Source organism: Litorilituus sediminis (assembly GCF_004295665.1).
Classification (GTDB): domain Bacteria; phylum Pseudomonadota; class Gammaproteobacteria; order Enterobacterales; family Alteromonadaceae; genus Colwellia; species Colwellia sediminis.
The window spans coordinates 3,424,020-3,436,057 of record NZ_CP034759.1 but is presented as its reverse complement, the minus strand read 5'-3'; the positions used below and the strand labels follow the sequence as shown (position 1 = coordinate 3,436,057).

Here is a 12,038-nt window from a genome sequence, read left to right as displayed (position 1 = left end):
TTAAAAGCTGCCTCGAATACCTATACTAAAGCTTCTACCCGGCAATGGCGCAACATCTTTTAAAAATGATGAGTGAACGCGCGCGTTCTCATCAGCCAAGTTTAAGCCTTTTAGGTAAACAACAAAGTCATCACCTAAACCATCAACATAATAGTTAAAATGAGCATCAACCATAGTATAACCGTCGGTTTCAGTTTCCAATGAAGCCACATCATCTTGTTTAAAGTACTGACTAACACTGAGCTCGGCATCATAGCTTTCTGCTTGATAATTTAATAGCGCCCCTAAGCGCATTGGTGGAATGCGCGGTAAGTTAGCATTTTCACCTGCTTCTACATCGGTAAGTTTGGCGCGAATATAATCAGCAAAAATAGTTGCTTTAAGTGGTGATGAAATTTGGTAAACCAATTCTGCTTCAACACCATATAACTTAGCATCATCTTGCTGATAGCTTAAAATTGGTAAACCTTCTTCTTCACCTTCATGCTCGTCTTCGTGACCTGCCTCATGGTCATGCTCATCAACAAAGGTTAATCCAGTGTCTTTTTGGTAGTAATAATCATCAACCTGATTATAAAAAGCACTAACAACAAAACCAAAGTCCCCTTCAAATTTACGCCAAGTAATATCAAAGTTTACCGAGGTTTCAATCGCAGGCTCTTGCTCTGCTAATTCAACATGAATTTCATCACCTTCTTGCTCAACCGTGAACATAGCACCAACTTCAAAGGTATTTGCCCCGATATGCGGGCCAAATGAGAATAACTCTGCCGCAGATGGTGCCCGTTGAGAAAATGCGGTTGATAAGCCAATGTTATAGCCCGGCGCGTAATCCCACACTAAACCAACAGAGCCACTAATCGGTGTAAATGATTGCTTATCAAATGATACTAACTCTTGATGATGAACATCCACTTCATCATGTCCGTGGCCGTCATGCTCTTCTTCAAAGCCGATTAGCGTATCATCAGCTTCAATATCTACTTGTTCAACACGTGCACCCAATTGCAATAACACAGGGCCAAAATGGCGCTCCTCTAACCAAGCCAATGCGACTGTTTGCGATTTAGATGGTGGCGTAAATGCCTCATCACCTAAAGCTTTAAAGTCTGACTGTTTAAAGTGAAGGGTCCAAGCCCCCTGCCAGGCATTAAAATCTCTATGATAGATATCTGCTCTAGCTTCATAGCTTTGATTTGTGAAGGTTGTACCAACAAGGCCAGCTTCAATTTCTTGGTGCTGATAATCGGTATAGGCCAGCTTAGTCGCGAGTTTATTAATAAAATTACCATCAAAGTTCAGCTCACTTAATAGCTGTAATCTGTCTTGTTCCATTTTGGCATAAACACTTTCTTCATGTTCCTCATGGCCTTCGTGTTCATCATGCTCGTCTTCATCGTGCTCTTCATGGCCGCCATGACTATGACCTGGAATGCCATATTCTCTTTCCATGCGGCCGTAAGATAAGCCAACAAAGCCATTATCAAGTAAATAGCTGCCACCTAAGGTAAAACCATGCGATTGCGATGCGCTATTTTCTAAACGGTTAGAAGAAGCCTCATGCTCTTCGTGTTCTTCATGTTCCTCGTCATGATGTTCTTCATCGTGATGCTCTAGCTCTGCTGGGCCTGCTAGCTTGTAGTCTTTGCTGTCTCGCCAGAAGCCATCTACATGAAATGCAAAGTTATCTTGACCAGTTGTTAAATTAATAGCGCCCTGATTTTCATTGGCAGCATCGTTATACTGTAACAGCCAATCTGCTTGGAAATCATTGCTCGTTGGTACGCGTTCATCAACCACGTTAACCACGCCGCCTATAGCACCGCTACCATAAAATAAGGTTGCCGGGCCGCGTAACACTTCAATTTGGCTAGCAGTACTTGCCTCTGCCGCCACTGCGTGATCTGGGCCAACACGTGAGGCATCCCCAACATCTAAACCATTTTGAGTAATTAAAACGCGAGGACCATCTAAACCACGAATAATTGGTGTGCTAGCTACACCACCATAGGCACTAGAGTGAACACCCACTTCATTTTTTAAGGTGTCACCTAAAGTTGATGCTTGCTTCATTTTTAATTCATCAGCGGCAATAACATTTACCGGCAAAGCCGATTCAATTGATGATGAATGTAATGGCGTCGCATGCACATCAATTACTTCCATAACCGAAGGTGCCAAGACAATGGTGACATTATCAATATCATCACTGCCAATAGTTAATTCAGTATTTTTATGACTATAATTTTGCGCGCTGGTATGTAGCTCTAGCTGTCCTTTTGCTAAGTTATCAAAAACAAAACGTCCATTTTTATCCGTTACAAGCTGTATTTTGTTGCCATCAATGCTAACAACAGCGTTACTAATAGCTTGTCCCTGTCTATCGACCACTTTACCCGAAACTTGCTGGGCCATAACTGCTTGCGTAAATAGCACACTGGCAGCCGATAAAGTCACCGCGCTAGAACGAAGTAACTGAGTAATAATATTCTTTTTTGCTCTCATAGGAGCGACACTGCTCATCGCAGCAGTATTTTTTGACGATAAAAACATGATTGTTCCAATAATTTTCAAATAGTACAGCAACCCCTCCTAAAGACACTTAGCTTAAGGAGTGAGTAAATTTAAATAACCTCAGCTTCACATAAGCCATGCGTTTCTAGCAGCTATTTTTACTGACTTCTTCGTTATTTTGAAGTGAAATAGCTAGCTATTCCTACTTCAAAAAGCCTTGAATTCAGACAAAAATATCTAGCTAGAAATCAAAAAAGATAGGTAGCCTATTGATTAGGTTTGGCGCTATTTCTTATGCAAACCTGAGGTTAGATAACAAGAAAATTATTGACCGGTGGTGCTCTAAGTTGGGCTAAACCATAATAAGGTGATTGAAATACTTCACTTAACGCTGTTTCACTGCTATCAAAACTAACGATAACCACAGCTAATGCTATGCTTGAAGAAGTGACTGCAGAATCTAACCCTTGATGGCAAACATGACACTCTTGTAAGCCATTACCAGCAGAATATTCAGATACATGATGGCTATGGAGTAAAAAGGCACAGAAAAACATCATCAGTGTGAATACACTAATGATTTTAAAACCCTTACTCTCTCTTAGGCTGATAGTCATCATAACGGGTGTGATAATATAACACCACCTTAGCGTATTCAATAGTCTTTATATGCTTAAGTTTTCTAAGCTAGTCTTCGCATAAAACCACAATTAGCGCTAAGCTTATAACTGTTGATAGCCTTAAATTATCAATAAAATCATACCCTAATTTACTCATGGACTTTACTAGGATCAGCTATGATAACTAATACTAATAAGCTCAAGCTGGCAAAATTATTAGCAGTAAATGCAATAATTTTTACCTTTTTTATCAACAAATCGTGTTTTGCTGAAAGCTTTAGCGCTAAACGTGCAGGTCAAGGCTTTACTAATATCACTCAAGATTTCACCTCATCTTTAAGTAATCCGGCACTTTTACCTAAGTTCGATCGTGATGACGATGCCTTCTTTTCACTTAACTTAGGCATTATGGGTTCTGATAAATATGAGGTTATTGATAACAGTGAAAATATTGCCATGAATTTGCAGCAACTTGCTGATGACATCAACAGTCTAAATATCGACCAAGCAATAAGTTTGGATGACTTTGCTCATCACAGCGATGATTTAAATCAGCAAGTAGATAAAATTGTGACTGATTTAACCGCCATAGACCAAAAGGTAGTTAACACGCAAAATGGCATTAACTTTCAAGTGATTATTCCAAATAAATATCTAAGCTTTGGTTTATTCACCAACCAATATGGTCGCGTTGGCGGTGCGGTTGATTATGTTGAAACCGATGAAATTTTGTTACGTGAAGCTATCAACAAAGGCTACTTAGATCTCAATGATGTGAAATCTTCAGCACGAGGTATTGGCTACTCCATTGTTGAGGCAGGCATCATGACTGGCGGCTCAGTTGCAAGCAACAAGCACTATGATGTCAACGCAGGCATGAAAGTAAAATACCAGCGCATCGACTTATTCTATAACAGAGTGAATATCAGTGAGTTTGATGAAGATGAATTTGATTTAGACAATGAAGAAAACTTAACTAAAAAATCAGTTACTAATTTTGATCTTGGTCTCTATATTAGTTGGGGTGATGAACGTCAATGGCATGGCGCCATCGTGACCAATAATATTATGTCGCAACAAGTAGTACACCAAGAAAATAATCTGACTTTTTCATTAGAAACCAGCTCAACCTTAGGCTTTAGTTATCAAGTTGACTGGCTAACAGTGGCTACGGAAATCGACCTAACCGATAGGGAACACTTTGCCAGCTTAGCCGCATCAAAGTATGCCAGTGTTGGCGCAGAGTTTCGCGCAGGAGAAGACTTTCAACTTAGATTAGGTTATCGCGCTGATTTAAATGATGTTGATGCCAACATTATTACCGCCGGTATTGGCGTTTCACCTTGGGATGTGTTTTCTGTGGATATCGCTGGCTTTATCGGCGAAAAAGACACCTATGGTGCAGCCATTGAGTTTGGTCTAAAAATCTAAAAACGTTAGCGACCTAAACAAAAGCACGCTAATCGCGTAATGCCGATCAGTTAAGGCAAAAAAGTTTGGGGATCAATTGAACGATCCCTACAATATGTAAGAATCCGATAAATAAAGTTTATCGGATTTTTTTATGCGCTTTGAAAGTGAACTTGCTACAGCCTTTAGTTCTTGTAATACCTTCCACACCTTTGAGAAATACGCAGAGTTGCTCTCCCCTGAGTTGATTAAACAAGGCTTTAAACAAGCTGGCGTCGCCACAATTAGAAAAAGGCGCCTACCACTTGAAACCGTGCTTTGGTCAATTATCGGTATGGCACTATATCGTCAGAAGTCGGTTTGGGATATAGCCACTCAGATGGATATCATGTTGCCTGATAAAAAGCCATTAGTGGCACCAAGCGCACTGGTTCAAGCAAGACAAAGGTTAGGCGCAGATGCCGTTAAAGAAGTGTTTAAAGTGATGGCACAGCATGGTTATGAATCGAACCAGTTTGAAACATGGGCGGGCTTGAACCTGCTAGCCGTTGATGGTGTCGTATGGCGAGTCGCCGATACTGCTGAAAACCACAAAGTATTTGAAACGCAAAGTAACCAGCATAGAGAAAATATTTATCCTCAAATCCGTATGGTTTGTCACATGGAAATTACGAGCCACCAGCTAATCAACAGCGTATTTTCAGGTTACCGAACTAATGAAATGAAATTAGCAGAAGGGCTAATAGAAACGACACCAGATAATACATTAACTATCTTCGATAAAGGCTATTACTCGCTTGGTTTGCTCAATCGATGGCATCAAGCAGGAGAACAAAGACACTGGATGATACCAGCTCGTAAAGACTTAAATTACGATGTCATCCAGAGTTTGGGCAAGAATGATAAACGTATTCGGTTAACAACAACGCCTCAAGCTCGTAAAAAATTTAATGACCTACCAGAACATATTGAAGCCAGATTAGTGAGTAAAAAAATTAAAGGTAAAGAGTACCGTATTCTGACCTCAATGGTCGACCCAATACGCTTTCCAAGCGAAGAAATGGTTGAGTTATACCGGTATCGCTGGGAAATAGAATTAGGCTATCGAGAGATGAAACAATCGCTACTTAACAGCGCTTATACTTTAAGAAGCAAGCGACCAGATATGATTGAACAGGAGTTATGGGGACTCCTTCTGTGCTACAACTTGATAAGGCAAGGGATGACAGCGGCAGCAAGAAAGCTTAATAGCACTTGGCCTAATCAGCTTAGCTTCACGAGTTGCTCAATGGCAATTACTCAGTTCTTTGCCACATTGCCTCTGTCTAGCCCTGGCAATATTCCCAAACACTATGAAGCTTTACTGACACAAATGACTTATTTTAAATTACCAGAGCGGCGTGAAGAGAGGCAATACCCAAGGTGGGTTAAGGCAAAACCCCAAAGGTATCCAAGGAATACAAAAAATGCCAATCAGCTTAACTGACTGGCATTACGCTAATCGCGTGCTTTTATTGCTTTAACATACAAGTGTCATTACAGCTTAAAGTAATTGGTAAACACTTTATATAATTCCGTCCCTTGATTTACGCTTGCTGAAGCAAAATGCAAAATAGGGATAACATCATCATCTAGTGATATGTAATGTAAAGGGTCGCCATCACCATAATTATCCATACGTAAAATCCGCGCTAATGGCTGACCAGCAGTTAATGGCTCACCAAAAGGTGCGAGAAAATCAATCATGCCCCCCATTGGCGAGTATAACGCCTTATAGTCTTTTAAATAGCAAGCATAGCGAGTCATTTGTTGCGGTGTAAACTCAGTATCTGCTACCACGCCCTTATATTTCAAATAACTTAAGATACCTAAGGCATCTTGGTGAGCTACATCTAAATCAATTTGCTCTTGTGAGCCTAATTCGACGGTAAAGCTCTCTTTATTAAATAAGCCCTGCCCCATAGTAAAAGGACGACCTAAGTTTTGATAAGCTTGCTGCAACTGCCACCAAGGACAAAATGTTGCTTCATCCATAGCGCCGTCAAAAATATTCGGTATTAAAATCGTATGAGGAATATCAAAATAACTAGCGCTTGCTTGTGCATATTCAGGGCAGTATAAATGCTTACTCGATATTGGCCCCGTGTGTAAATCTAGCACCAGATCCGCTTGATGGGCTAAACGTTGCAACTGATAAGCAATACGTTGCCCCGTGGTTAGACCGTAAATATTGTGATCTAACTTTTGCTCAATCTCATCCAGCATAAGCTGTTTGAATTTAGCTTCAATAGCCTCGTCACTTTCATCAATATTTTCTTGCGCAAAAGGCTCAATAACCCCTTGATCAAAATGGTACATTCTATTCCAATTCACCCCTGTAATTGGGTCAAATCGGCCTAAGGTGTACTCACCATTTTTATGATTACAAGCAACGGGATTGGCATAAGGCACTAAGGTTATATTGCTGTTAATATCACAGCGTTTAAGTAGCTCCAGTAATTGAAATATTACCGCATTGCCTTGTACTTCAGCGCCATGCATATTTGCTTGAATATAGACACTCGGCCCCTCAGATTGCTCTGCTTTAAAGGAGTACACAGGTACGGTAAGCTTAGCGCCACTGGCCATTTCACCTACTGACATAACAGTTTTAGTAAAATTATTATTAATACTCATGGTAAATTTCCACTACATCTTACAGGGTTATAACTAAGCTAAATAGCTTGTTGCCGATTGCGCGACTCTCACTACGGACAGCTGCTCATTTTCAATGACATATTCAGCGGCTAACTGATGACATAAGAAAAACGGCATACTTTCTGTAAAGCCATAAGCACCGCAATAACCAAAAACTAATTGATCACCAACAACAACATCTTGTGGCAATGCCAAGTGACCCAGTTTATCCATACTGGTACAAAGCGGGCCATGCAAATCAAAGTGCTCAAGCTCAGCACTGGATTGTCGAAGCAACTGCACAGGGAATGGCTGATCAGTTATTGCTGGGCGTAATAAATGATTGATACCTGCTGCTAACACCAGCTGCTCTTGCTGGTAATTCACTTTTCTATCAACAACAGGAACAACATAATAACCACATTCAGCCACGGCAAAACGCCCTAGCTCAAGCCACAACTCTTCCACGCCAGCTTCTGATTTAATCTTGGCTAAATCATCGACAATTTGTTGCCATGAAAGCGTTTTACCTTCACCTAAATAATCAATGCCTAAGCCACCACCTAGGTCTAAAACTTTTAGTGACATACCTATGTCATTCGCTAAAGCCACTAAAGGCGGTACCATTTGCGACCACAGTGAAAACATTTTTTCATTACTGAGCATATTGCCCCATTGAAAAATATGTAAACCACAGATATCTAACGCAGGGAAGTCTTTAACCTGCACGCTTTGCCACTGCTCAACTGACAAGCCAAATGGCGTCAGACTATTACCGCCTAACGGGTTTTTCTCGCCTTCTTGCCACTGAAGCTGCACGCGAAGCAAGACCTTAATTGGCAAAGCCGTGTTATGACTACGGTTATAGTCTTGCACTACTTCATGTAACCAAATGAGCTGGTTTAAACTTTCAACAACAAAAGTTTGCACACCTTGGTTAACAAAGTCAGTTAACTGGGCCTTAGATTTTGCCGGCCCAGTATTTAATACTCTATTAGCTGGCACGCCTTGAGCCAATACTTGTGACAATTCACCCGAGCTTGCTACATCAAAGTCAAAGCCTTCACTGTCCAAGGTTTGAATTATCTTTGAAAGCGGATTTGCTTTAACAGCGAACCATAACTTCACCACATCTTGCTGTTGTAGTTTGGCTAAGTGCGCTTTTAATGCATCAAGTTGATACACAAAATAAGCCTGCTCATGCTCTGGAGAGTCATGCGCAGCCAATAATGGCAATATGCTCTTGTCTAACCAATCTGGAGTTGTTGTCATGGTATTGTTAACCTCTTCTATCGTGCAAACCAATAAGAATCAGCGTTAGTCAACTAACGTAAAATTGATTCTAACTCTAATGCGGCATCACTTTTTTCATCGCGATACTTAACAATTAGAGCACAAGCCATATTTAAACCTTGGCCTTGAGCCCAGTCACCTTGTACTGGTCGTGTGCCCGGAACAACAATGGCATTTTCAGGAATTTCAGCACCTTTAGGGCGCATCTCCTGGTTAACACAGTCATAAACAGGCACAGATTTAGATAGCGATACGCCCGGAGCTAACACGGCGCCTTTCTTAACAACAATACCTTCAACAACGACAACACCAGCACTTAAAAAGGCATTATCTTCAATAATCACTGGGCTAGCGCCTACCGGCTCTAACACACCACCAATTTGCACAGCAGCAGACACATGAACATTCTTACCCACTTGCGCACATGAGCCAATCAGAGCATGGCTATCAACCATAGTACCGCTATCTACATAGGCACCAACATTGATATAAGCAGGCGGCATAATAATGACGCCAGGTGCTACGTAAGCACCAGCTCTTACTGAAGAACCACCAGGAACAAGTCGTACATTATCGCTTGGTGTAAACTGCCTTGCCGGTAAGTTGTTTTTATCAACAAAGCCTTGGTAGTTTTCAGAAAATGCGACATTTTCACCTGCTTTAAATGCCGCTAATATGCCTTCTTTTACGGCAACATTTGCTTGCCAATTGCCTGATTCATCTTGGTTAGCCGCGCGTAATGTGCCTGCTTCTAACTGTGCTAATACATCTTGCCAGTTCATAAAATACTCCAATATTCAATTTCTTAATTTAATAAAGCTTCTGAGCCTGCTGTTGTCGGCACAGATAAATGAGGGTTGTTGGTTTGCTCGCTTGCTAGCCATTGATTAATTTGCTTGTCAAAGTCAAGCAAGGCTGCTGTCTCCGTCAGCTCTTCGTGCGTCAAAGGTGCGCGCAAAACAGGGCTATTGATCACGCCTTGTTGGTGCATAAGCACTTTGACAGGAATAGGATTTGCTACAGAAAAAAGCGCCGCTACCGCGTTATTCCATAAAGGAAATAGCTGATAAACCTGTTCAGGTTTACGGTTTAAACAAATATCGACATAGCGATTCGTCGCTTGCGGCCAAGCATTAGCGCAAACAGAAACTAGCCCTTTAACGCCAGCCGGCGCTAAATAAGGCATCATGGCATCTTCACCGCTAAACAATGCGATATCTGGACAGTGCTGCTGGTAAGCCAAAAAGGTATTGATATCACCACTGGCTTCTTTCATGGCCCAACAATTTTCATGATGCTGTAGTTGTTTGATAGTGCTGATTGGAATATCGACACCACTACGTGAAGGTACGTTATAGAGCATACATGGGAAGTTGGCAGTATCAAGTAAGCGCTCAAACCACTGCTGCTGACCTAAAGCGCCAGGCTTGGCATATAGCGGACTGCCAAGTAGATAGGCATCAATGGTAAGCTCGTTACACTGTTCTATCCAGCGAACTTGTTCAGCTAAGTTATAACCACCTACAGCCACCATGATGGGTGTGTTTAGCCCTAATTGACAGACAAAACTGACAATGGCTAACTGCTCATCATAATTAAGCGCCAAACCTTCGCCTGTGCTACCTAATAACAATATACCATTGCCAGCTTGCGCTTGTTCAGAAGCAATAGCTTTCAAGCTAGCATAGTCAATTTCACCGTCTTGATTAAAGGGCGTAACTAATGCTGTCCATAAAGCACATTGATTTGCTCGTACAATACGAGCAGAGATTGAATTATTTTGATTCATTACTCTCGAACTCAAATAAAACCACAACGGCTAGTTGTAGTTGCGTTAGTTCGGAGAGTTCTAGGCGTTTACAAAGAAGAGCAACATCGCCACAGAAGAGCGAAGGCTGCCTGATAATGCAAAGGCCAGAAGCTCTCCACTCAAATGCCTCAACAGGCAATAGGTGACAATTGTTGGGATTCAGCCCACTATTCTTAACTTACTTAAGAATAAACAACCGACAAAAACAGTATCAAACCTTGCTTTTGCCTCGGCGTTAATCCCCCTCATTATCACTAACAGAGTTTGATCTCTGTGTTTTCTCCTTAGAGAAAACAGCAATAACTACCTGGTTAACGCTCCTCTTCTGACCCCTTTTAGCTTATTCGTTATTTAACTAAGTAACTTAGCTAACCAACAAATAAGTAATAATAGGGACGAGCGCTATTTAATCACTTTTTGCATACAAGTTCAATGTCATTTACGTTAAAAGTTCACGCGGCTTGTTTAGTAAAGTCGCTTTCAGGTAGAATGCTTTCTTCTATCTTATGATGAACGCGAATGCGTTTACCTCAATGAATTTCTAGGTTTGGTATGGCTAATTTTTCAGCTAGCATGAGTAATGCAAGTCAAGTTTTAATGCGAAATACACAATGGCTAGCAGGGCAAAAGCCGCTTTTTGTCAATATGCCTGAAGATGGCTTTATTGATGCTTATCTGCAATTAAATCCCCAAAGCCATATCAGTTGCTTTAATAGCAACTTTATTGATTATCAAGCTATTCAGCATAAGCATCAAAGTAAGCCGCAAAACAAGGTGAGCTCACAATTTTCAGCGGTTTATCAAAGTGATATAACACATGATTTAGTCATTATCGCTTTTCCTAAAAGTAAAGCTGAGCTGGCTTTTACCTTGGCAATGATAGCGCCACATATCACAGAACAAACAAGGATATTATTTGTTGGCGAGAAAAAAGGCGGCATACAATCGACCCTAAAACTGACACAACACTTTATAACTAATGGCCAAAAAATCGATGCCGCACGCCATTGCATGCTTTTTGCGGGTTTTGCTCAAGCTGAAGCATTAGAAAAACCATTTAACTTAGATGATTGGTTTAAAAAATACCCGCTAGAAATAGATGATATAAAGCTTACTATCGCCTCTTTGCCCGGAGTATTTAGTCAACAAAAACTGGATGTTGGCACTCAGTTATTGCTTAACAATTTACCTGAAGATATGTGCGGAAAAGTGCTTGATTTTGGTTGTGGTGCTGGGGTTATCAGTTGCTTTATCGGCAAAAAATTCACTGATACCAAGTTATCCTTATTAGATGTCAGTGCACTAGCGCTGACTTCGGCAGAAAAAACACTGCAATTAAACGACCTTACAGGAAATGTCTTTGCATCCAATAGCCTGTCCAATGTAACAGAAAAATACCAACATATAGTTTCAAACCCACCATTTCACCAAGGCTTGAAAACCCATTATCAGGCAACGGAACAATTTTTAGCGGGTATTAAAAATTATATGGCTAAACCAAGCGATATCACTATTGTTGCTAATAGCTTTTTACAATATCCACCTATCATGGAGCAGCATATTGGCAAAACAAGCACTCAAGCTAAAGCAAACGGCTTTAGCATTTATCAGGTGAAGTGTTAAGACGGGTTTAACTTCTAGGCTGGTGACGTGTTCACAAATGTCTTGGCCTTGTATAAATGCGCATTAAATTAGCGGAAAAGCAATCTCAAAAA

General features: G+C 40.9%; 8 protein-coding genes, 1 pseudogene and 1 riboswitch. Of the genes and pseudogenes, 3 read left to right on the top strand and 6 right to left on the bottom strand.

From position 1 onward, the window contains the following. Positions 1 to 2,505: a TonB-dependent receptor gene (locus EMK97_RS15245; RefSeq protein ID WP_130604511.1), complete on the bottom strand. Its 2,505-nt coding sequence runs from the start codon at positions 2,503 to 2,505 to the stop codon at positions 1 to 3. Positions 2,506 to 2,822: 317 nt separating this feature from the next. Further along, entirely contained in the window at positions 2,823 to 3,074 is a 252-nt protein-coding gene (locus tag EMK97_RS15240) for a hypothetical protein (protein WP_170176780.1), read from the bottom strand. Between the two features lie 237 nt (positions 3,075 to 3,311). On the opposite strand from EMK97_RS15240, the gene traF reads away from it, so the two are divergent. Together traF and EMK97_RS15230 are read left to right on the top strand one after the other, a co-directional pair. Further along, positions 3,312 to 4,565 (top strand): conjugal transfer protein TraF, encoded by a 1,254-nt coding sequence (gene traF, locus EMK97_RS15235; RefSeq protein WP_130603640.1) that lies wholly within the window; start codon positions 3,312 to 3,314, stop codon positions 4,563 to 4,565. Between the two features lie 133 nt (positions 4,566 to 4,698). Beyond that, positions 4,699 to 6,030 (top strand): IS4 family transposase, encoded by a 1,332-nt coding sequence (locus tag EMK97_RS15230; RefSeq protein WP_130599454.1) that lies wholly within the window; start codon positions 4,699 to 4,701, stop codon positions 6,028 to 6,030. 50 nt (positions 6,031 to 6,080) lie between these two features. Here the strand turns inward: EMK97_RS15230 and EMK97_RS15225 are convergent, their stop codons facing one another. The 4 genes and pseudogenes from EMK97_RS15225 to dapA form a co-directional block, all read right to left on the bottom strand. Then, positions 6,081 to 7,220, bottom strand: a complete 1,140-nt coding sequence (locus EMK97_RS15225) for a succinylglutamate desuccinylase/aspartoacylase family protein (protein ID WP_130603638.1) — start codon at positions 7,218 to 7,220, stop codon at positions 6,081 to 6,083. A gap of 33 nt (positions 7,221 to 7,253) precedes the next feature. Continuing rightward, the gene (locus tag EMK97_RS15220; RefSeq protein WP_130603636.1) at positions 7,254 to 8,492 is read right to left on the bottom strand and encodes a PLP-dependent decarboxylase; all 1,239 of its coding nucleotides are present in this window, start codon (positions 8,490 to 8,492) and stop codon (positions 7,254 to 7,256) included. 53 nt (positions 8,493 to 8,545) lie between these two features. Further along, positions 8,546 to 9,295, bottom strand: a complete 750-nt coding sequence (locus EMK97_RS15215; RefSeq protein ID WP_130603634.1) for a 2,3,4,5-tetrahydropyridine-2,6-dicarboxylate N-succinyltransferase — start codon at positions 9,293 to 9,295, stop codon at positions 8,546 to 8,548. 98 nt (positions 9,296 to 9,393) lie between these two features. After that, a pseudogene (gene dapA, locus EMK97_RS15210) lies at positions 9,394 to 10,302 on the bottom strand (4-hydroxy-tetrahydrodipicolinate synthase); the annotation flags it as partial. Between the two features lie 121 nt (positions 10,303 to 10,423). Next, a riboswitch (Lysine riboswitch) is annotated at positions 10,424 to 10,656 on the bottom strand. Positions 10,657 to 10,875: 219 nt separating this feature from the next. Here dapA and EMK97_RS15205 point away from each other — a divergent pair. Continuing rightward, positions 10,876 to 11,946, top strand: coding sequence for a methyltransferase (locus EMK97_RS15205; RefSeq protein WP_246028807.1), 1,071 nt, complete (start codon positions 10,876 to 10,878; stop codon positions 11,944 to 11,946). Positions 11,947 to 12,038: the final 92 nt, after the last annotated feature.

Bases quoted from the DNA above. Each gene is read 5' to 3' on its own strand.
- EMK97_RS15205 (WP_246028807.1), top strand. From the start codon at position 10,876: ATGGCTAATTTTTCAGCTAGCATGAGTAATGCAAGTCAAGTTTTAATG.
- EMK97_RS15225 (WP_130603638.1), bottom strand. From the start codon at position 7,220: ATGAGTATTAATAATAATTTTACTAAAACTGTTATGTCAGTAGGTGAA.
- EMK97_RS15215 (WP_130603634.1), bottom strand. From the start codon at position 9,295: ATGAACTGGCAAGATGTATTAGCACAGTTAGAAGCAGGCACATTACGC.
- EMK97_RS15245 (WP_130604511.1), bottom strand. From the start codon at position 2,505: ATGAGAGCAAAAAAGAATATTATTACTCAGTTACTTCGTTCTAGCGCG.
- EMK97_RS15230 (WP_130599454.1), top strand. From the start codon at position 4,699: ATGCGCTTTGAAAGTGAACTTGCTACAGCCTTTAGTTCTTGTAATACC.
- EMK97_RS15240 (WP_170176780.1), bottom strand. From the start codon at position 3,074: ATGATGTTTTTCTGTGCCTTTTTACTCCATAGCCATCATGTATCTGAA.
- traF (WP_130603640.1), top strand. From the start codon at position 3,312: ATGATAACTAATACTAATAAGCTCAAGCTGGCAAAATTATTAGCAGTA.
- EMK97_RS15220 (WP_130603636.1), bottom strand. From the start codon at position 8,492: ATGACAACAACTCCAGATTGGTTAGACAAGAGCATATTGCCATTATTG.